The organism is Weissella sp. ESL1156 (assembly GCF_058505625.1).
In genome coordinates, this window is the sequence record NZ_CP196372.1 from 336,297 (window position 1) to 355,408 (window position 19,112).

At 32.9% G+C, this 19,112-nt stretch carries 22 protein-coding genes; 14 read left to right on the forward strand and 8 right to left on the reverse strand.

Translation table 11 applies throughout. From position 1 onward, the window contains the following. Positions 1 to 132 precede the first annotated feature (132 nt). From ACSKY2_RS01670 to ACSKY2_RS01685, 4 genes are all read left to right on the forward strand, one after another. Entirely contained in the window at positions 133 to 678 is a 546-nt protein-coding gene (locus tag ACSKY2_RS01670; RefSeq protein ID WP_489877882.1) for a helix-turn-helix transcriptional regulator, read from the forward strand. Positions 679 to 1,073: 395 nt separating this feature from the next. Beyond that, positions 1,074 to 1,505, forward strand: a complete 432-nt coding sequence (locus ACSKY2_RS01675) for a MarR family winged helix-turn-helix transcriptional regulator (protein WP_489877883.1) — start codon at positions 1,074 to 1,076, stop codon at positions 1,503 to 1,505. Then, positions 1,495 to 3,762 (forward strand): ATP-binding cassette domain-containing protein, encoded by a 2,268-nt coding sequence (locus ACSKY2_RS01680; RefSeq protein WP_489877884.1) that lies wholly within the window; start codon positions 1,495 to 1,497, stop codon positions 3,760 to 3,762. The genes ACSKY2_RS01675 and ACSKY2_RS01680 overlap by 11 nt, the downstream gene beginning before the upstream one ends. A gap of 514 nt (positions 3,763 to 4,276) precedes the next feature. Then, the gene (locus ACSKY2_RS01685; protein WP_489877885.1) at positions 4,277 to 5,398 is read left to right on the forward strand and encodes an aminotransferase; all 1,122 of its coding nucleotides are present in this window, start codon (positions 4,277 to 4,279) and stop codon (positions 5,396 to 5,398) included. Positions 5,399 to 5,621: 223 nt separating this feature from the next. On the opposite strand, the gene ACSKY2_RS01690 is transcribed toward ACSKY2_RS01685, so the two are convergent. Both ACSKY2_RS01690 and ACSKY2_RS01695 read right to left on the reverse strand, forming a co-directional pair. Then, complete coding sequence (locus ACSKY2_RS01690) at positions 5,622 to 6,293, reverse strand: HXXEE domain-containing protein (RefSeq protein WP_489877886.1); 672 nt, start codon at positions 6,291 to 6,293, stop codon at positions 5,622 to 5,624. Between the two features lie 14 nt (positions 6,294 to 6,307). After that, positions 6,308 to 6,961: an HXXEE domain-containing protein gene (locus ACSKY2_RS01695; protein ID WP_489877887.1), complete on the reverse strand. Its 654-nt coding sequence runs from the start codon at positions 6,959 to 6,961 to the stop codon at positions 6,308 to 6,310. Between the two features lie 103 nt (positions 6,962 to 7,064). Here ACSKY2_RS01695 and ACSKY2_RS01700 point away from each other — a divergent pair, with 103 nt between their 5' ends. After that, the gene (locus ACSKY2_RS01700; protein ID WP_489877888.1) at positions 7,065 to 7,622 is read left to right on the forward strand and encodes a TetR/AcrR family transcriptional regulator; all 558 of its coding nucleotides are present in this window, start codon (positions 7,065 to 7,067) and stop codon (positions 7,620 to 7,622) included. A 378-nt stretch (positions 7,623 to 8,000) separates the two neighbouring features. Here ACSKY2_RS01700 and ACSKY2_RS01705 read toward each other — a convergent pair whose 3' ends face one another. The 3 genes from ACSKY2_RS01705 to ACSKY2_RS01715 all read right to left on the reverse strand — a co-directional run bounded on the left by ACSKY2_RS01705 (position 8,001) and on the right by ACSKY2_RS01715 (position 9,908). Beyond that, positions 8,001 to 9,029 (reverse strand): MFS transporter, encoded by a 1,029-nt coding sequence (locus tag ACSKY2_RS01705; protein WP_489878217.1) that lies wholly within the window; start codon positions 9,027 to 9,029, stop codon positions 8,001 to 8,003. Positions 9,030 to 9,179: 150 nt separating this feature from the next. Next, entirely contained in the window at positions 9,180 to 9,347 is a 168-nt protein-coding gene (locus tag ACSKY2_RS01710; RefSeq protein ID WP_489877889.1) for a TetR/AcrR family transcriptional regulator, read from the reverse strand. 156 nt (positions 9,348 to 9,503) lie between these two features. After that, a complete protein-coding gene (locus tag ACSKY2_RS01715; protein WP_489877890.1) occupies positions 9,504 to 9,908 on the reverse strand; it encodes a MerR family transcriptional regulator in 405 nt (134 codons plus the stop codon). Positions 9,909 to 10,061: 153 nt separating this feature from the next. Between ACSKY2_RS01715 and ACSKY2_RS01720 the strand changes: the two genes are divergently transcribed. After that, positions 10,062 to 10,892, forward strand: a complete 831-nt coding sequence (locus ACSKY2_RS01720; protein WP_489877891.1) for an SDR family oxidoreductase — start codon at positions 10,062 to 10,064, stop codon at positions 10,890 to 10,892. A 21-nt stretch (positions 10,893 to 10,913) separates the two neighbouring features. Then, entirely contained in the window at positions 10,914 to 11,948 is a 1,035-nt protein-coding gene (locus tag ACSKY2_RS01725; protein WP_489877892.1) for a zinc-binding dehydrogenase, read from the forward strand. Between the two features lie 106 nt (positions 11,949 to 12,054). Here ACSKY2_RS01725 and ACSKY2_RS01730 read toward each other — a convergent pair whose 3' ends face one another. Beyond that, a complete protein-coding gene (locus ACSKY2_RS01730) occupies positions 12,055 to 12,933 on the reverse strand; it encodes a LysR family transcriptional regulator (RefSeq protein ID WP_489877893.1) in 879 nt (292 codons plus the stop codon). Positions 12,934 to 13,037: 104 nt separating this feature from the next. On the opposite strand from ACSKY2_RS01730, the gene ACSKY2_RS01735 reads away from it, so the two are divergent. The 3 genes from ACSKY2_RS01735 to ACSKY2_RS01745 are packed head-to-tail and all read left to right on the forward strand — an operon-like array spanning position 13,038 to position 15,528. Then, positions 13,038 to 13,589 carry a DapH/DapD/GlmU-related protein gene (locus ACSKY2_RS01735; RefSeq protein WP_489877894.1) on the forward strand — a complete coding sequence of 184 codons (552 nt, stop codon included), beginning with the start codon at positions 13,038 to 13,040 and terminating at the stop codon, positions 13,587 to 13,589. Between the two features lie 42 nt (positions 13,590 to 13,631). After that, the gene (locus ACSKY2_RS01740) at positions 13,632 to 14,636 is read left to right on the forward strand and encodes an aldo/keto reductase (protein ID WP_489877895.1); all 1,005 of its coding nucleotides are present in this window, start codon (positions 13,632 to 13,634) and stop codon (positions 14,634 to 14,636) included. After that, on the forward strand, positions 14,623 to 15,528 hold the full coding sequence (locus ACSKY2_RS01745; RefSeq protein WP_489877896.1) for an aldo/keto reductase: 906 nt from the start codon (positions 14,623 to 14,625) through the stop codon (positions 15,526 to 15,528). Before ACSKY2_RS01740 ends, ACSKY2_RS01745 begins: the two co-directional genes overlap by 14 nt. Positions 15,529 to 15,639: 111 nt before the next feature. Here the strand turns inward: ACSKY2_RS01745 and ACSKY2_RS01750 are convergent, their stop codons facing one another. Further along, entirely contained in the window at positions 15,640 to 16,074 is a 435-nt protein-coding gene (locus ACSKY2_RS01750) for a MerR family transcriptional regulator (protein WP_489839622.1), read from the reverse strand. Between the two features lie 144 nt (positions 16,075 to 16,218). Between ACSKY2_RS01750 and ACSKY2_RS01755 the strand changes: the two genes are divergently transcribed. The 4 genes from ACSKY2_RS01755 to ACSKY2_RS01770 are packed head-to-tail and all read left to right on the forward strand — an operon-like array spanning position 16,219 to position 18,583. Then, positions 16,219 to 16,536, forward strand: a complete 318-nt coding sequence (locus ACSKY2_RS01755; protein ID WP_489839621.1) for a carboxymuconolactone decarboxylase family protein — start codon at positions 16,219 to 16,221, stop codon at positions 16,534 to 16,536. Positions 16,537 to 16,573: 37 nt separating this feature from the next. Continuing rightward, on the forward strand, positions 16,574 to 16,987 hold the full coding sequence (locus tag ACSKY2_RS01760) for a cupin domain-containing protein (protein WP_489877897.1): 414 nt from the start codon (positions 16,574 to 16,576) through the stop codon (positions 16,985 to 16,987). A gap of 19 nt (positions 16,988 to 17,006) precedes the next feature. After that, positions 17,007 to 17,687 carry a dihydrofolate reductase family protein gene (locus ACSKY2_RS01765; protein ID WP_489877898.1) on the forward strand — a complete coding sequence of 227 codons (681 nt, stop codon included), beginning with the start codon at positions 17,007 to 17,009 and terminating at the stop codon, positions 17,685 to 17,687. 32 nt (positions 17,688 to 17,719) lie between these two features. Beyond that, positions 17,720 to 18,583: an aldo/keto reductase gene (locus ACSKY2_RS01770; RefSeq protein WP_489878218.1), complete on the forward strand. Its 864-nt coding sequence runs from the start codon at positions 17,720 to 17,722 to the stop codon at positions 18,581 to 18,583. 156 nt (positions 18,584 to 18,739) lie between these two features. Here the strand turns inward: ACSKY2_RS01770 and ACSKY2_RS01775 are convergent, their stop codons facing one another. After that, positions 18,740 to 19,096, reverse strand: a complete 357-nt coding sequence (locus ACSKY2_RS01775) for a DoxX family protein (protein ID WP_489877899.1) — start codon at positions 19,094 to 19,096, stop codon at positions 18,740 to 18,742. Positions 19,097 to 19,112 lie beyond the last annotated feature (16 nt).

A 19,112-nucleotide genomic window follows, 5' to 3' on the forward strand; every position in this document is an offset into this window, starting at 1 on the left:
AATGTTTCTATTGGCAATGGCGCAAAGTTAAATATTTATGCAAATAATGATGGCTTTATTAATAATTCCGCTAGTGATATTTATCTAAGTGGGAATGCGAACTTTGTTATACATAAGAACGGTACATTAAATATGGTGAACGATGGTGAACCGATTGCTGTCCCTATCTACTTAGGGGGAAATGCACAGTTCCTAATTGATACCAATGCAACATTTAAATATACCGGTAAAAATTTAGGCAATTATGCTAAAAATATTTTTGTCGTGTCTGGTACATCAAATTTTTTGGTTAATCATGATGCTAATTATTATTTTATGACGAAAAATGAACAAGTTGAAATCAATAATTCGTCATTAGCTGAAAAAACAAAAAATTATATTTTAGAGCATATTACACATAAGTTAAGTTTAAAAGATTTAAGTCGTCATTTTGAGTATTCAGAACGGTATCTAAATAAGAGATTTAAAGAAAAATATAATATAACAATTAAACAATATGTGCTCCAAGAAAAAATAAAAGTTGCTAAAGATATGCTATTAACAACAGATTTTAGTTTAAAATATATTTCAACAAAACTAAATTTTTCAACAACAAGTTACTTTATTCAGGTATTCAAATCATTCACTGATGTCACACCAAAGCAATTTCGCAAGACAAAGCATAGTGTCGTTGAATAAGGATTAAAAACTATTTCAAGATGCCATAACGACATCGTTTTATAATAAACAAAATCATGCGATAAATAAGAACAAAGACAGTTCCTCACAATTGTTAGATATAAATATTTAACAATTGTGAGGATTTTTTTGTGAATAGATATGCCATCATTCTCTCAGATGAAAGTGATTATTATCAGCAATAGTGTTAGAATTTGCGCTAAATACGAAACATAAAGAAATTATTTGAATACTATTCCTACCTTTAATGATTTGTTCTAAGTTAAATAGTAAGAACATTTGAAGATACAAGGATACAGGATTAGGAATCATTAAAACTTTTAAAACTATTTTTAAAGTGGTTGCTATTCGTGTATAATTTCTATTTAGAAACTAAAATAAGGAGGATGGTTATAATGAATAATGAACTGACTGATACGTTAATGCATCTCCAGTGTGAATTAGTTGCTGAAAGAAGCTTAGTAAACCCCAAAGATATTAGTTGGTTACAATATGATATTTTAACGGCATTGCAAAAGCAAAGTTTATTACCATCTCAGCTTAGTATTTATTTAGGATTAAGTCGTTCCAAGTTATCTAAAAATTTATTAAGGCTTAGAGAATCTAATTACATTAAACAATCACCTAGTAAAAAAGATCATCGTGAAATGATTACAAGTTTAACTAATGAAGGCCAGAATTTATTAGTTAATATAGACGTTGGCCATAAGCACTTATCTGAAGTGGCTCAAAAAGTTTTATCTGTCAAAGAACAACAACAATTTATCGAGTTATCTAATAAATTAGTGACTATTTTATGTCAGGAGCGTGTGGAAAATGACCAATGAAGAAATGAATTATATTTCACTTTATGATGTTAGTACACATAATTTAAAACATATTAGCCTACAAATTCCTAAGTATAAAATATCTGTTTTTACTGGTGTTTCTGGTTCAGGAAAGTCTTCACTTGTATTCTCAACTTTGGCATCTGAATCACAACGTCAAATAAATAAAACATATAGTACGTATATTCAACAACTTCTTCCTAAATTTGAACATCCCCAAGTCGCCAGTATTCGTAATCTGCCTTTTTCGATCGTTGTTGACCAAAAACAAATCAATGGTAATATTCGTTCGACAGTTGGTACGTACAGTGAGATATATACAGGTTTACGCTTATTGTTTTCACGATTAGCACATCCGTTTATTGGATATTCGATGGCTTACTCGTTTAATAATCTTAATGGTATGTGTCCTAAGTGTGAAGGGACAGGTCATGTACATCAATTTATTATTAACAAACTTTTTGATTTAGATAAGTCGCTTAACCAAGGGGCTATTAATTTTCCTACTTTTCAACCTGGTGGTTGGCGATTAACTCGTTATACGGAAAGTGGGTATTTTGATGTGGATTTACCCCTAAAAAAATGGTCAGAAAAAGCGTTAAAATTGTTATTTTATGGTAAAGAGCAAAAGCCTAACAACCCAACTAGTAAGTGGCTTAAGACAGCAAAATATATCGGAGTTATTCCAAGAATTGAAGAATCTTTTTTGAAAAAAGATGCGAAAGAATACCAAGCAGAAATAAATCAAGTAACGGCAGAAGTTGTTTGCCCACTTTGTCACGGAGCTCGACTAAATCAAAAGACTTTATCGGCCAAAATTAGAGGGTCAAATATTGCTGAATGCAGTTCAATGTCATTGGATAAATTAAAAGATTGGCTTATAGAAACAAAAGATTCAAAAGTTCAACTAGTTGTTAAAGAATTAGTTGGAAAAATTAGCAATTTACAGACAGTTGGTTTGGGTTATCTTAGTTTAAACCGTGGCACAGCTACTTTATCTGGTGGGGAGGCACAACGTTTAAAATTAGCAAACTATTTGAATAGTCCTTTAACTGATGTTTTGTATATTTTTGACGAACCTAGTACTGGTTTACATCCACATGATTTAGAAGGTATTAATAAAATTTTTATGAAATTACGTGATCAAGGTAATACTATTGTGATAGTTGAACATGATCCAGATGTCATTAAAATTGCTGACCAAGTCTTTAATTTGGGGGAATTTGCTGGTAAAGAAGGAGGTTCAATTACTTATGAAGGTGATGTTTCTGGTTTATTTTCTTCAGATACTTTAACAGGAAATTATTTGCGAAATAAGGGGCAACTGTCTTCTTCTAATAAGCAGATTAAAAGTGACAATGAATTTTATTCTTTAAAAGAAGTCTCAAAATATAATATTAAGAATCTTTCTGTTAAATTTCCTAAAAATGCATTAACTGTCGTCACAGGTGTTGCTGGTTCTGGGAAAAGTACCTTAATTAATATTTTTAAAGAGAAATATACGAATACAGTTTTACTTGATCAAAAACCGATCCACAGTAGCATTCGTTCAAATGTCCTGACCTTTTTAGGTGTATTTGATAAATTACGTCACATTTTTGCTAAGAGTTCAGGTCAGAATGTTTCTTTGTTTAGCTATAACGGTAAGGGTGCGTGTCCTGTTTGTAAAGGAAAAGGAATGATTAAGTTAGACTTAGCTTATATGGGTGATACGACTGAAACATGTGAAGTTTGTGATGGTAAACGTTATTCAAAAGAAGCTTTGCAAGTGAAATTTCATGGGTATAATATAGCAGACATACTTGATCTTTCAGTTACAGAGGCAGTTAAACTGTTTACAGGTAATTTGGCTAAAGCATTAAATAATTTAATAAATGTCGACTTGGGTTATATTAAATTAGGCCAGAGCCTAGATACTTTTTCTGGTGGAGAGTTACAACGTGTTAAATTAGCGAAAGTTTTATTGCAAGATCAGACGAATCTTTTAGTGTTAGATGAGCCCACTAGTGGCTTACATGAGGCAAACGTGCAAAATTTAATTGATCTATTGAAAAAGTTAATTAAAGAACAACATTTAACTATTATCGTTATTGAACATAATCTTAGGGTAATGGGGCAAGCAGACTGGCTGGTTGATATTGGTCCTTTTGCAGGAAAAAATGGTGGCAAATTACTATTTCAAGGAACGCCATATACGTTAGTACAACAAAATAATACTTTAACTGCTAAAGCAATGAAGCGTTATTTTAATGGTTAAAATATTGAAAGTAGTTATTCTAATTAATAATATTAATTTTTAAAATTGATGTGAGATTTAAGAAAATAGGCAGTAAATAGGAGTATGTCATTTTTTTCAATTTGTATAGTGAAGAATATTAAAATTACCATGGCGAATATAAGGTTACTGATAAATTATAATTATTTGTCTTTAAGTTGTCATTTATTCTAATGCTAGGTGCGAAATTTTTCTATTAATTTTGCTAGTGTTAATAATGGAAAATTTAAAAACTTGACAAATCCTTGAAAATAAGCTTATTATGAGAAATACTAATAAATTTTTAATAAACTTGCACGCTGTCACTGAGTGGTGTGTTATAGGTGTTCATCGATAAACCGTAAGTACGATGCAGTAATGCATTATAAGGTCTATCAGTGAGCATCTTTTTTTAAATTTTTATAAGTAGTAAATGTAAAAAACTCATTAAATAGAGATAAGATGATAATCATCATTTATAAAGTATGAGATTATCAAACAAATAGGAGTACATGTCATGAAAATAAAACCTTTTGGTGTAGAAAAATGGATGAATGATTATGAAACTAGAGCAATCTATAATTTGGGAGAAACTTGTGTATCTCCTTTAACTATAAAAGAATTATGTGATTTAGTAGGAATCGATAGTATTTCATACGCTAACGAATTAGTAAATACACAACTAACTTATGGTGAAATTGAAGGAAATAGTGATTTTAGAAATAATATCGTAAAACTATATCATGAGATATCTTCCGAACAGGTTGTTACTACCCATGGAGCCATTGGGGCAAATAGTTTAGTATTAAATACGATAGTGGAGCCAGATGATGAGGTTGTGGTTGTCACGCCTACTTATCAGCAACTTCAATCCATTCCAGAAAGTTTGGGTGCAACTGTTAAATTAATTGCATTAAAAAAAGAAAATCGCTATTTACCGGATCTTAATGAATTAAATAAACTGATAAATCATAAGACTAAATTAATTGTGATTAATAATCCCAATAATCCTACGGGTGCATTGATGAGTAAAGAGATACTAGTACAGATTGTCCAGATGGCTAAATCAATTGATGCTTATATTCTGTCTGACGAAGTTTATCGTCATTTAAACCAAAGAGATTGTTATTCACCATCGATTACTGATTTATATGAGAAAGGAATTTCAACAGGTAGTATGTCAAAAGTTTTTTCTATGGCAGGACTAAGGACTGGTTGGATAGCAACGCAAGATAAAGCTTTAATGCATATGATTAAAGAACGGCGTGATTATCAAACAATATCTGGAGGCGTTTTAAATGAAAAAATTGCTAGTACAGCATTGGAAAATGCTGCCACAATTATTCATCGTAATAGAATGATTATTCAAAAAAATAGAAATATTGTTGAAGAATGGATCAATAAAACGAAAGGATTTTCTTGGGAGCTACCACAAGCAGGGACAACAGGATTAATATACTATGATTTTGATATTTCAAGTTTGGAATTTGCCGATAAACTAATGAATGCCACGGGTGTTTTAATTGTACCTGGTTCTGCTTTTGGCATCGAAAATGCTTTTAGAATTGGTTTTGCTTTCGAAAAAGAAAAATTGCAAAAGGGTCTTGAGTTAATTGCTATGTTTTCTGAAAATATTTGATAAACGAAGTGGAAAACTATTTTTATTCATTAAAACACATAATAGAGGGATTGCATGCGACAGACTAGTGACAGCTAGTCTGTTTTTAAATTATATACAAAAGGTACTGATAGCTAATCTGTCAGATTAGTTATCAGTACCAAATATTGTATGATATCACATTATCATCCTTGAGATATTGATAATGTGATGTTATAAATAAGCGAATATTAAGAGTTTGAATCTAATGTAAATTTTTTAAATTATCGATTGATTGATTAAATTTAGTCATATAAGGGATTGATTTTTCAACATCAGCTCTGGAAAACGTATATTTGTTATTATTATTGAAATACTGGAAGAGCGGTGACCGGAATCCAATCCAATAATTAAAGCCAACCCAAATGATGGCTAATAACAAGTCCCACCAATTAAAGATACCAGTTGGAATAGCTTGATATAAATACCAAATTGAGACAAGTGTTAAACCAAAAGTGGCTGTAAATGTGCCAGGGTTATACCAACTTTTTAAGCCAATGTTAAAAATAACAACATGCATTAAAAATTCTAGAAAAGCGAAAATAACAGCTGCTAAAATAGTCCAGTGCCATTGCGGTATCAATAATGGTAATAAATATACAGCAATTGCAAACCATTCATTACCAAACAAGGCACTTAATTGGTTTAGTTGCCATTGCGATACATCTGGGTTCACTTTGCGCATCTCAACTTTGATACCTCCCCAAGCAAAGCCACCAGGCAGACCAAATTCTTCAAAAAAGTGAAGATGAATGATGATTAGTCCTAACAACAGTGCTTTTTGCTGTAAATCCCAATTTCCCAAACCAAGAATTAATGCAAAGCCACCTGCAATGTAAACAGCAAATTCATACCAGTGACGCACAATACGTTCCATAATTTTTCCTCTTTCTACAGTCCTTTTTCTTTCATTTTATCCATGATGTGATACCGAGAAGCTTCTTCTTCTGTGAATTCATAAGGACTATTTGGATCTCGAAAGGTTAAAATTGGTAAAGGAATCGTGACAATGACCGCAATCAAAAGCGTAACTATTCCCCATAGATAATCCCATCCTGTAGCCAAATGGTGTTGTGTTATATAAACAATATAATAAATACCAATTGGTAAATGTAATAAGACGGCACTCAACATGCCTGGATTATACCAACGTTTCATACGAATATTAAACATAAAACCATGACCAATTACTTGAGTAAAGCCAAATAAGCTTTGTGCTAATCCTAGCCAAATAAATTGAGGGAAAAAGACAGCTAATAAATAGAAGACATAGGCTGAAATATTGACAACCATACTACTTTTAACATTTCCTGGGTAGCGTCGATAATTTTCTTTTTCACCATAAAGTACACGGTTTATAACGATTGCTGCACCACCAGGTAGACGATACTCTTCAAATTGATGCAAAAGTAGCGCCATGAAATCAGCCATTAAAATGATTTGAATGGCTGATAGTTGATAGTCTCCTACGAAAATCATGTAAAATGTCAGTAATACAAAAATAACTAGCCCAAAATCATACCAATGATGTTGATAAAAATTCATAATATTTACTCCTTTTTTAAATAACTCATTTGTTACCTTTATTAAAATAAATTATACTATAGTTATACTTGTAATTAACATCATCTAAGAGGAAAATGCACATATGACAGGAAATGAGCAAATTAAAGAACACCATCGGGTAAAACAAGTTCAACAAACGCAAGATGATTTTGCAATCGCATTAATTCAGCTATTAAAAAATAAGAAACTTAATCAGCTTTCTGTTACAGAAGTTACAAAAAAAGCGGGTTATGCACGTCGTACTTTTTATAGCCATTTTGATTCACTTGAAGCAGTATTAAGCTATTATATAGATAAATTGACATTAAATTTATTTGATTTTATCAAATTAAACGCACACAATAGTTTTTCAGAAATGGTTAAAGCCTTTTTTAATTATTGGGAAATGCATAAAGTATTCTTGCATCTATTAGAAAAGAGTGATTGTTTGTCATTACTAGAAAAATCTTGGCAAGAAAATATTGCTAATAGTGAACTTGAACATAGTGAAATAAAAAAATTTCATTACGCTCAGATTTTTGCACTTGGTGGTATGTATGCAATGCTAGTGGATTGGGTTAAGACTGGTTTTCAAGAAACACCACAGAAAATGGAAGAAGCAGCTCAAAAGATCTTTAATCATTTAACTAATGAAGATTAATGAGTGAAATAATGATTAAAATTATATGAAAATATATTTTTGCTGGCTTCGCCTTTCAGTAATGAAGTAATCGAATGTTAATTTTCGTGGACTTTGTAAAAAATAGAACTTATTTTAGTAAAAGTGTATTACCATTTAAGCTTTATATATCTTTGCTTTTCACATGATAAAAAAGATCTAGATTGTCTATCTAGACTATAAAAATAAACGATAAACTATCAAAAATTTTTCGATAATTTATCGCCTAAAAAACTATTCATCTTTATATGCTTGAATATATTTCAATATGCCATTATTAAAAAAAGCATTTTTAAATTACTGTTAGTACATAGTTTATGTGTGCTCTTAGTTGGATAAAAAGTTAATAATTTACCGTGTTTATAAAATATACCGTCGTTCTTTAAATTGGATAATAATTACTAAAATAAGGTAAACAATAATGCTAATCCAAAATAGAGTTGTAAGCTTTTTAATGTTAAGAATGCTTTGAATAAATAATGCTGAATAGGGTGACAAAGTTCCAGCTAAGTTATAAGTAATTAAAACTAGAGATGTTCCGGATGGATTTCCATTATCGTCAACATTTACCGTATTAAGAAGCCAAGGGAAAAACAATCTGACACCAAAACCAGTTAAGAAGCCTCCAATTACAGTTAAGAAAGTTGTATTTGAAGTTGCAATCAGAGACATTGCTAATGCTAATATAAGAAAAGCTATAATTAGAACTTTTTTACCGACATGATTGTATAATCTTCCAAAAATTACTCCTCCAAACATTGCACCTAAACTTAGAGCTAAAATTACAAAACTGGCATCAGTAGGGGTACCATAGCCTTTATCTACCATCAGGGTTGGAATTTTAATTCCCATAATCATATAAAATGTAATTACAACGAATGTTAGTAGTAATAAACCATAAATTTTATTGGGTAACTTTGTCTTAATGGTGTTTCCATGATTTTTAATGTTTATTGGTTGGCGTGCTATTTTTGGAACAAAAATACTAAACATAATTAAAGCAGGAATAGTTATTACATATGCTAAGAAGGACATTTGCCAATTAATTTGAACTAATTGCCCAGAAATAAAAGTAACTAACATACCACCAAAACCTTCAAAAGTACTTTGAAATCCTAACATCTGAACTCTTTCAGGACCTTTAAAATAATAACTAATAATTGAAACTAGTAATGAATTGAACAAACCAATACCTAAACCGAAAAGAGCACGTGAAGTCATTAATAGAGAAAAATTATTAATAAATATAGGCGATATTCCAGAGATAATTGTTAAAGTAATTCCAAGAGTAACTGTTTGTTTTAATCCAATTTTTCTTGAGATAGTGTTACTAAAAAGAATTCCGATAATTAAAAACAAATTTGTGATAGAGGTACTGAAGAGAATGATTTAGCAAGTACAGGAATATCTGCATTAATAGCAGGTGCAGAAGTGGTTATAATAGATACTAATAAAATTGATAGTTTTAATAATAATTTTTTTTCATATTTACTTCCTTTATGTGACCGTTAGTCATTTTTTGCTATAAAATTAATCGACTTACTCAGTCGATAGTATATAGTTATAAAATGTTCCTTTTGCAATGCCACTTGCTTTAACAATTTTATCAACTGAAATATTGTCATAACCGTTTTTACTGAGAAGTTGATCAGATACTTTTAATAAATTGTCCTTTGTTTGTTTATTATTTTGTTCTCTTTTTCCCAACAATAGTCACCTCCATATATAAATAATAGACTAATATTTTTTGTGTCAATGACTAACAGTCATTTTTTGTAGAAAAACCAAAAGTTAAGTGACTCATGGTTCTAAAATGATAAATTCATCTAATCTAAATAGACTTTTTACCTGCACTGAATGCAATTAATTATCTTCTGAATTAATGGTGTCAAATGGGCGTAAACCTTGTTCAGCCTTTAGCATATGTGTTTGATAATTAGATAATTTGTAGTCTAACTTTTCTTTTGCTTTTGTTAAAGAGGCAATTTTTTCTTCTAATTGATCTCTTTGTTCTTGTAATAAATTAATTCGAGCTGGAATTGTTTTTTGACCATTTCTAAATAAAGTTAAATACTCGATTAAAGCTTCAACGGACAAACCTGCGTTTCTCATTTGTCGACTAAATTTGATCCATTTTAAATCTTCGTCATCGAAATTACGAATACCGTTTTCTTTTCGTTTAACTGGTGGGATGAGACCAATTCGTTCATAATAGCGAATTGTATCTGCTGAAACGCCACTAATTTCACTTGCTTTTTTAATATTCATGATGTTGATCCTTTTCTTGATATTTTCGCTTTTTAATTTAATGACAGTATAAAATTTAGCGTACGCCATAAAAATTTAAATAGTTTTGTTTGACTTAGAGTATACTCCAAGAATTATAGTAATGATATTCAAAAAAGAAAGGAATTTTATCAAATGAGTCAAGATGTTATGTTGGTTACTGGTGCAGGAAAACTTTCTTTAGCAATAGCACGTAGAGTTGGCTCTGGTAAGAAGATTATTTTAGGGGATAAAAATATTCATAATGCGCAGAAAATAGCAGATGTTTTAAATCAAGCGGGTTATGATACAGAAATTTGTGAAATGGATATTTCATCACGTGAATCTATCCAAAAAATGATTAAAAAAGGGCAAAAGTATGGATCCATTAAATATTTAGTCAATGGTGCTGGTGTATCACCATCACAAGCTTCAATTGAGACTATTCTAAAAGTTGATCTTTATGGGACAGCTGTCTTAATGGAAGAGGTACGTCAGGTGATCGCACCAGGTGGTGCAGGAGTTGTGATATCGAGTCAGTCTGGTTTTCGGATGCCAGCATTAACAGCAGAACAAGATCGTCAACTAGCAATGACATCGACAGAAGAACTCTTACAACTTGATTTTCTACAGCCTAATCAGATTAAAGATTCATTGCAAGCATATCAATTAGCAAAAAGATGTAATGAAAAGCGGACAATGTATGAAGCGGTTGAATGGGGCAAAAAGAAAGCACGGATTAATGATATTGCGCCAGGTATCATAGTAACACCCTTGGCAATTGATGAATTTAACGGGCAACGGGGCGATTTTTACAAAAATATGTTTGCTAAGTCACCAGCAGGTCGTCCAGGAACGGCTGATGAAGTAGCAGATGTCGCTGAACTGGTGATGAGTGAACGTGCACAGTTTATTACTGGGTCGACTTTCTTAATTGACGGTGGTGCGACGGCTTCTTATTATTATGGACCTTTACAACCAAAATAAAATTTAGAAGAGGGAAAAATTATGAAAGCAACTTACTTTATAGAACCTGGGAAAATAGCAATTAAGGAAACCCCAAAGCCAGAATTAAAAGAATCGACAGATGCCATTTTACGTATTGTACGCGCTTGTGTGTGCGGTTCTGATCTTTGGTGGTATCGGGGCATTAATCCTAGAACACATCATTCACGGGTTGGTCATGAGGCGATTGCCATTGTAGAACAAGTTGGTAATGCAGTTCAAAAAGTTAAAGCAGGGGATTTTGTTGTCGTACCATTCACACATGGTTGTGGACACTGTGCAGCATGCCTTGCTGGATTTGACGGTAATTGTACTAATCAAGTCTCAGATCCCGAAAATGGCTATCAAGCTGAATATTTACGCTATCACAATGCTAATTGGGGATTGGTTAAAATCCCAGGACAGCCTTCAGATTACACAGAGGAACAACTGAATGATCTATTGACTTTATCGGATGTGATGGCAACTGGTTATCATGCAGCCTATACAGCTGAGGTTAAGCCTGGCACAACGGTAGCCGTTTTAGGCGATGGCGCTGTTGGCCTTTGCGCAGTGATTGGTGCAAAATTATTAGGTGCTAAGGAAATTATTGCTTTAAGTCATCATCAAGACCGTGCCGAACTAGCGCGTGAATTTGGCGCAACGACTATCGTGTCAGAACGGGATGAGCAAGCCGTTGAAAAAATCATGAATTTGACAAATCAAAAAGGGGTTGATGCAGTCCTTGAATGTGTTGGTAGTGAAAATTCTTTAACTGAAGCACAACAAATTAGCTGTCCAGGAGCAGTTATTGGGCGAGTTGGTGTGCCACAAAGTACACCTGATACTAATCAATTATTTTGGCAAAATGTTGGCCTACGTGGTGGTATTGCTGCAGTCACAACTCATGATGAACAGCATGGCTTGCTACAAGCTGTGCTTCAAGGCACGATTCATCCTGGAAAAGTCTTCACGAAACAATTTGATCTTGACCATATTCAGGATGCTTATGACGCAATGGACAAACGTGAAGCCATTAAATCACTAATTGTCATGTAAAACAGTATAAAAACATTGTTAAAACGATATTGTTAAATTTACAATATAATATTTTTTAAAAGGTATATCCATAAATTAAAGTAAAAATTTAATTTATGGATATACCTTATTTTGATAGTAATTTATTTTGAACGTATTTTAGAAATCTACTGCTAGCAACGGAAAGCGTCATATTTTTAGGCCAGACAAAACTAGTGGTAGCACTAATCGTCGGTTTTAAAGGAATGAATTTCAAATTAGTATTAATGGTGTTAAAGACACCTTCTAAACATAGAACATGGCCTATACCCGTCATGGCTATGTTTGCAGCGTTATTAATAAGATTGTAATGGCCAATAATCTGATAATTGATATCATTTTGACCGAACCAATCATTAAATGTCGTTAGTTGATAATTTGTTATTGGAAAAATCAGTTTTTGGTTCTCTAATTGAGCAGGTTGTAATGTTTTATTTTGTGCCAGATTGCTATGTTTATTTGTTAAAACACCCCAATGGGTTTTACCTGGTAGAACAATGTAATTATAATTATCTTTCTCACTGGGATTCATAACGACACCGAAATCATATAGACCATTGTCAATTTTATCGAATGTTGTTGTTGCATCAGTACTTAATAAGTTGAACTGAACATTGGGATAGTCTGTTTGAAAATCGTTAATAATTTGGGCGATAACATTAAACATCGGTGATTCTGCACAACCAATTGTAATTTCGCCGTATATATTAGTATTCTGATTAACGTTGGCTTTGGCTTTTTCAGTTAAATCAATAATTTGCCGTGCCTTATCTAAAAAATATTTGCCAGATGAGGTTAATGTAATCGAACGACTTCCCCTAATAAATAAAGTGGTATTTAATTCATGTTCTAAATTTGTCAATTGCCGTGAAATTGTTGGCTGGGAAATTTGTAATTTTTGAGCAGCTGATGAAATATTTCCCTCATCAACAACAGTAATAAAATAGTGTAATACATGTAATTCCATATCGATTAATCCTATGCTTTTTTCCTATAGTATAACATTACCAATAGATATTAGACATAGTCATAGAAAGTATTTAAACTTAAATAAAAAGGGGGATAAAATTTATGATAGCGTCATTAATTGATGCAGGACCAGTGAATTTTACTGGCAGAATTCAAGCAGAGGCAGATGAAGTTGTGACACAAACAACTCAAAATTTGCTGAATTTTAACCAGGCACAAGACGTTAAAACACAATTAAAAATTTTTGCGACGATTTTAAATCAAAAACTACCGAAGAATTTAAGAATCAACCTACCTTTTCAGGTTGATTTTGGTGCTCATACTTTTATTGGTAAAAATGTTTTTATTAATCGTGATTGTTTATTTATGGATTTAGGGGGAATTTATTTAGGTGATGATGTTCAACTTGGTCCACGAGTAATGTTACTTTCGATGAATCATGGTGAATTACCAATGGAACGACATGATTTAATTTTAAAAGCAGTTCGCATTGAAAAGGGTGCTTGGATTGGTGCTGGTGCAATTATCTTACCCGGCGTGACAGTAGGTAAAAATGCAATCGTTGGTGCTGGCGCCGTTGTTAGTAAAGATGTGCCGGATGGTGTCATTGTTGCAGGGGTACCAGCTAAAATCATTCGGTCAATTAAACAATAAGACTAATTAAGGTGTATCAGACGATTTAATGGAGGCAAGCATATGGAATACACAACAATTGGACAAACTAATATTGAAGTTTCAAAATTATGTGTCGGAGCAATGAGTTTTGGTAAAGCAGGTACAATGCATGATTGGACCTTGGATGCAACAGAGACAGAAAAAATAGTTAAGCAAGCTTTAGATTTAGGAATCAACTTTTTTGATACAGCTAATGGTTATTCTGCTGGAACTAGTGAAGAATATTTAGGACAAGCATTAAAGCATAATGTATCTCGTGAAAAAGTTATCATTGCATCTAAGGTTTACTTTAATGATGGTCGTTTATCTCGTGAGGCAATTAACCGAGAAATTGATGGGACATTAAAAAGATTAGGCACAGATTATTTGGATTTGTATATTATTCATCGTTTTGATTATGAGACACCAATTGAAGAAACAATGTCTGCTTTACATGACTTGGTAAAGACGGGCAAAGTACGTGCAATTGGTGCTTCGGCTATGTATGGTTATCAATTTTATAATATGCAGTTAGTTGCACAAAAGAATGGGTGGACACCATTTTCGGCAATGGAGAACCATTATAACTTGTTATATCGTGAGGATGAGCATGAATTGATTCCGATTTGTAAACAAATGGGCGTTTCTCTAATTCCTTATAGTTCGTTAGCATCTGGTAGATTAGCAAGGCCTGACTGGGAAGCTAATACTTTAAGGAGTCGTACTGATCGGGTGGCCATCGGAAAATATGATCATACAAAAGAAATAGATCAAAAAATTACACAACGTGTTGAAAAATTGGCACAAAAATACGATGCCAAGATGGCTCAAATTGCACTTGCTTGGCAGTGGGCTAAAGGTGTTGCTTCACCAATTATTGGCGCAACTAAATCTAGTTATCTAGTTGATGCTGCTGGAGCAGTTGATATACAGCTTACAACTGAAGATATTAATTATTTGGAGGAGTTATATTTACCTCATAAGATAATTGGTGCGATAGACCAAAATCCAGCTGCAGGAGTTGTTCTTTTGGATGAAGAAAAATAACAAAATTTATGAAATGAGGGATTTAAATGGAACATATGACATTAAAAAATGGTGTCGAGATGCCCCAGAAGGTTTTGGCGTCTTTCAAATAGACGATTTAGAACAATGTGAGACAGTCGTGAAAATGGCATTACAAACTGGTTACCGTTTAATTGATACGGCAAGTAGTTATAAAAATGAAATTGCTGTTGGCAGCGCAATTCGTCATAGTGGTGTTGCTCGTGAAGATGTGTTTTTAACAACAAAAGCTTATATTTCGGATATGAGTTATGAAGGTGCATTACGTTCTTTTGAGCAGTCTTGCAAAGATTTAGGAACGGACTATTTAGACCTTTACCTTATTCATATGCCTTTAGGAGATTATTATGATGCTTGGCGTGCGTTTGAGAAATTATATGATGCAGGTCGTATTAAAGCAATTGGCGTATGTAATTTTTCTGAGATTGATTTATTAGACTTTAGCTACAACGTTGACATTATGCCTATGATAAACCAGATAGAAATACATCCATACTATCAACGTGATCAAGAGTTAAAATTTATGAAACAACTGGGGATTCAAGGCGAGGCTTGGGCACCTTTCTCAGAAGGTATGCATAATCTTTTTAAAAATACAGTACTACGAGAGATTGGTAGAAAATATCATAAAACGCCCGCACAAGTTATGTTGAGATGGCATGTACAACGAGGTTTGGTAATTATTCCAAAATCAGTACATGTTGACAGAATGAAAGAAAACATGGATATTTGGAATTTTGCATTAACGGATGACGATATGCAAGCCATAACAGAAATTGATATAAATCAACCACAGATGCTAGATTTAACAAAAATTAGTGAAGTTAATCGTGTTTATGATTATTTAAACAATCCAGTCTTAACAAGTTTATAAAAAAATATAGCTAAAAAGTAACAGCTGGTTAGAGAAAATTAGATTAATTTTGGTATTGTCATCATGATATTTAGCTAATGAATTTTATCAAAACTATTAATACTCGACTTATTAATAATTTTCGTGGCCCAGGTGTTCGAGGTAAGTTTTAAACTTTTCACTATCAGAAATAATACCTGCATCTTTGGCTTCATACCAGTTGATTTTATCGTTTAAAATTTGTAAATGTTGTTGGATTTCAGCTAATTCCTTTAGAAAATTTGCTTTAGTCCTTTTTAAAAGCGCTAGACGTTGTGGAATAGTCTTATCTCCTTGCTCACGCAGAATAATGTATTGTTTTAAATCAGCAATACTCATACCAGCTCCCTTTAAATGATTTAAAAAACGTAACCAGTCAAAATCATCGTTCGTATAGTAACGATGACCATTAGCTAAACGTTGTGGCTTTATTAAGTTTTCGGCCTCATAATAACGTAAAGTTGAAGTTGGCATACCTGTTAATTCACTAAATTCGCCAATATTATAAATTTTTTGTGTTGGTGTCATGTTAAACTCTCCTTATAGTTGACTTTAAATACCATTATACAGTAAAAACAAATTTAATAATATTAAGATAATCATTTGACTTAAAGTGCACTTTAGGTTTTACAATAAGACTGTTTTATAAATATAAATTAGGGAGGTGCCACTATGGCTAAGAAACAAACAGCAGGACAAGAACAATTAGGAAAGTTTGCCCCACAATTTGCTCATTTAAATGATGATGTTTTATTTGGTGAAGTTTGGGATAAAGAAGATGAATTAAGTGCGCACGATCGTTCGTTGGTAACGATTGCAGCACTGATTGCAATGGGGAACACTGAACAGTTGGAAGCACACTTAAAAATTGGTAAATCAAATGGTATTACGCAAGAGGAAATTACAGCAGAAATTACACATCTTGCATTCTATGCGGGTTGGCCAAAAGCATGGTCAGCCTTTAATCGAGCTAAGGAAATTTGGCAATAAATTAGATATAACGGTATAAAAATAAGGAGAAATGAACATGACAAATCAAAAAGTTGAACAACCAGGTGTTTTTCCAACAGGACCAACCAACGATGCATTTGACCAATATTTTATTGGCCAGAGTTATAATCAAACATTAGTGACACCAGGTGGTGATGTTAGTGTACCTGTTGGGAATGTGACTTTTGAACCAGGCTGCCGAAATAATTGGCACATTCATCATAATGGTAGTCAAATTTTATTGGTGACAGGTGGCCAAGGTTGGTATCAAGAAGAAGGCAAACCAGCGCAACTATTAAATCCAGGTGATGTTGTCATTGCTCATGATGGGGTTAAGCATTGGCATGGTGCAACGAAAGATAGTTGGTTCAGTCATTTAGCAATTACGACTGGTGAATCAGAATGGTTAGAACCGGTTGAAGATGCCGTTTATAATCAATTAGCAAAGTAAAAACATAAAAGGGGTAGTTATGACACGTAGTAAAGTGATTATCCACATGTATGTTTCGATTGATGGTAAAATTGATGGACCACATGGTAGTGGCGCTTCAAGTACTTATTACTCAGATGAATTATTTCAAATGAGTAACGCTGATGCTAACGGTCGTGAAACGATTCAGATGTACGCAGCGCCAGCGAAGCTTGATTTAAGTGAATTTAGCGATGTACAAGTTCCTTATGAGGATTGGATACCAAAAATTACATCAGATACTTGGTCTGTATCTTTTGATCGGCAAGGCAGATGTGGTTGGACACAAAGCTTTTTTGAATATAATGGGCGTCAAATGCATGCCATTGAAGTGGTGACAAAACAAGCTAGCCAAGCTTATTTGGCATTTCTCAAATCAATGAATATTCCATATATTATTGGTGATGACACAGTATTTGATTTTGAAGCAATTTTAGAAAAATTAAATGCTTATTTTAATATTGAAACATTAGCAGTTTGTGGCGGTGCCATGATTAATGGTGCTTTTTTGAAAGCCCATGTTGTTGATGAAATTTCACTAGTCGTTGCACCACATGTGAATGGTGATGGGACTCAAAAGTCTAGTTTTGAAACCATTGGTCAATATATTGATGACACATTTACCTTTGACCAAGCTAAGAAATTACCAGACGGTGGTGTCCATTTAATTTTTAAAAAATAAATAGAAAGATTGAAAGGAAGTCTAACATGACAATTTTAGATGAAACATTTACGTTATCAAATGGTGTTAAAATTCCAAAATTAGGGTTTGGTACATGGTTAATTGATAATGATAAAGTCGTTGAGCCTGTCAAGGTAGCGCTTGATGCTGGTTATCGACATATTGATACGGCCCAAGCATATGGAAACGAAAGAGGAGTTGGTCAAGCGCTTCGTGAGTCATCAGTTTCACGTGAAGATGTGTTTGTGACAACGAAATTGGCAGCCGAAATCAAGTCATATGATGAGGCAGTTACTGCAATTGACCAGTCACTGACTGATTTAGACCTAGATTATGTCGATATGATGATTATTCATGCACCACAACCATGGGCTGATTTTAGGAATGGTGAACACTATTTCAAGGGTAATTTAGCAGCATGGCGTGCTCTAGAGGAAGCTTATGATGCTGGTAAAATTAAAGCCATTGGTGTATCAAATTTCCAACAAGTTGATTTAGACAATATTTTGCAAAATGGTCGTATTAAACCAGTTGTTAATCAAGTTTTAGCACATGTCTCTAATACGCCGTTTGATTTAATCAAATACTGTCAGGATAATGATGTCCTAGTTGAAGCTTATTCACCAGTTGCTCATGGTGAAATCTTGCATAATCCAGAGTTACAAAAAATGGCTGATAAGTATGGTGTTAGTGTTGCACAATTATGCTTGCAATATTGTTTGCAGTTGGGGATGTTACCTCTGCCAAAGGCGGAAACACCAAGTCATATTATCAGTAATACTGAGTTAGCATTCACAATTAGTGATGATGATATGACGGCATTAAAGCAAGTTAAGCATATCGATAATTATGGTGAATCGGATTCGTTCCCAGTTTATGAAAAGACAGATAAATAAGTTCATTACACCGAATGACATACTGCTAAGATTTCTAATCTAGGTAAGTTATAGAAAAATAAACTTGAAAATAAAGCGTTGGTACGAAGACTTTTGCCCTCATGCCAACGCTTTTAATTTGTAGAAAGATTTGATTAGCAGTTAGTAGTCATTAAACTAAACGGAATAGATCGCAATAATCAGTAACAAGATGAAAACAATAGTGACAAAAGTAGCGTTTTTATATTCTTTAAATTTTAAATGTATAACAAAAGCACCAAACATAATAAGCATTAAACCGATAGCCGCCCACATTGTTAACACAGGTAGAATATTGGTTGCTTTAGGTAAAATTAATCCTAAAGCACCAAGCATTTCTGCTGTTCCGATGAACATGATTAAATTCTTTGATTCAAGATGGTCCATTTTTTTTAATTCGTCTTCTTTTTTGCTATATTGGAAAGTTTTTGAATAACCAGAACTTAAAAATAATAGTGCTAATAAAATTTGTAAAATCCACAAAACAATTATCATGTGAATGACCTCCTTT

Excerpts from the sequence above, each read along its gene's own strand:
- ACSKY2_RS01745 (WP_489877896.1), top strand. The coding sequence starts at position 14,623 with ATGAAGAAAAATAACAAAATTTATGAAATGAGGGATTTAAATGGAACA.
- ACSKY2_RS01755 (WP_489839621.1), top strand. The coding sequence starts at position 16,219 with ATGGCTAAGAAACAAACAGCAGGACAAGAACAATTAGGAAAGTTTGCC.
- ACSKY2_RS01720 (WP_489877891.1), top strand. The coding sequence starts at position 10,062 with ATGAGTCAAGATGTTATGTTGGTTACTGGTGCAGGAAAACTTTCTTTA.
- ACSKY2_RS01675 (WP_489877883.1), top strand. The coding sequence starts at position 1,074 with ATGAATAATGAACTGACTGATACGTTAATGCATCTCCAGTGTGAATTA.
- ACSKY2_RS01760 (WP_489877897.1), top strand. The coding sequence starts at position 16,574 with ATGACAAATCAAAAAGTTGAACAACCAGGTGTTTTTCCAACAGGACCA.
- ACSKY2_RS01690 (WP_489877886.1), bottom strand. The coding sequence starts at position 6,293 with ATGGAACGTATTGTGCGTCACTGGTATGAATTTGCTGTTTACATTGCA.
- ACSKY2_RS01715 (WP_489877890.1), bottom strand. The coding sequence starts at position 9,908 with ATGAATATTAAAAAAGCAAGTGAAATTAGTGGCGTTTCAGCAGATACA.
- ACSKY2_RS01670 (WP_489877882.1), top strand. The coding sequence starts at position 133 with ATGGTGAACGATGGTGAACCGATTGCTGTCCCTATCTACTTAGGGGGA.
- ACSKY2_RS01725 (WP_489877892.1), top strand. The coding sequence starts at position 10,914 with ATGAAAGCAACTTACTTTATAGAACCTGGGAAAATAGCAATTAAGGAA.
- ACSKY2_RS01775 (WP_489877899.1), bottom strand. The coding sequence starts at position 19,096 with ATGATAATTGTTTTGTGGATTTTACAAATTTTATTAGCACTATTATTT.
- ACSKY2_RS01735 (WP_489877894.1), top strand. The coding sequence starts at position 13,038 with ATGATAGCGTCATTAATTGATGCAGGACCAGTGAATTTTACTGGCAGA.
- ACSKY2_RS01680 (WP_489877884.1), top strand. The coding sequence starts at position 1,495 with ATGACCAATGAAGAAATGAATTATATTTCACTTTATGATGTTAGTACA.
- ACSKY2_RS01700 (WP_489877888.1), top strand. The coding sequence starts at position 7,065 with ATGACAGGAAATGAGCAAATTAAAGAACACCATCGGGTAAAACAAGTT.
- ACSKY2_RS01685 (WP_489877885.1), top strand. The coding sequence starts at position 4,277 with ATGAAAATAAAACCTTTTGGTGTAGAAAAATGGATGAATGATTATGAA.
- ACSKY2_RS01750 (WP_489839622.1), bottom strand. The coding sequence starts at position 16,074 with ATGACACCAACACAAAAAATTTATAATATTGGCGAATTTAGTGAATTA.
- ACSKY2_RS01740 (WP_489877895.1), top strand. The coding sequence starts at position 13,632 with ATGGAATACACAACAATTGGACAAACTAATATTGAAGTTTCAAAATTA.
- ACSKY2_RS01695 (WP_489877887.1), bottom strand. The coding sequence starts at position 6,961 with ATGAATTTTTATCAACATCATTGGTATGATTTTGGGCTAGTTATTTTT.
- ACSKY2_RS01730 (WP_489877893.1), bottom strand. The coding sequence starts at position 12,933 with ATGGAATTACATGTATTACACTATTTTATTACTGTTGTTGATGAGGGA.
- ACSKY2_RS01765 (WP_489877898.1), top strand. The coding sequence starts at position 17,007 with ATGACACGTAGTAAAGTGATTATCCACATGTATGTTTCGATTGATGGT.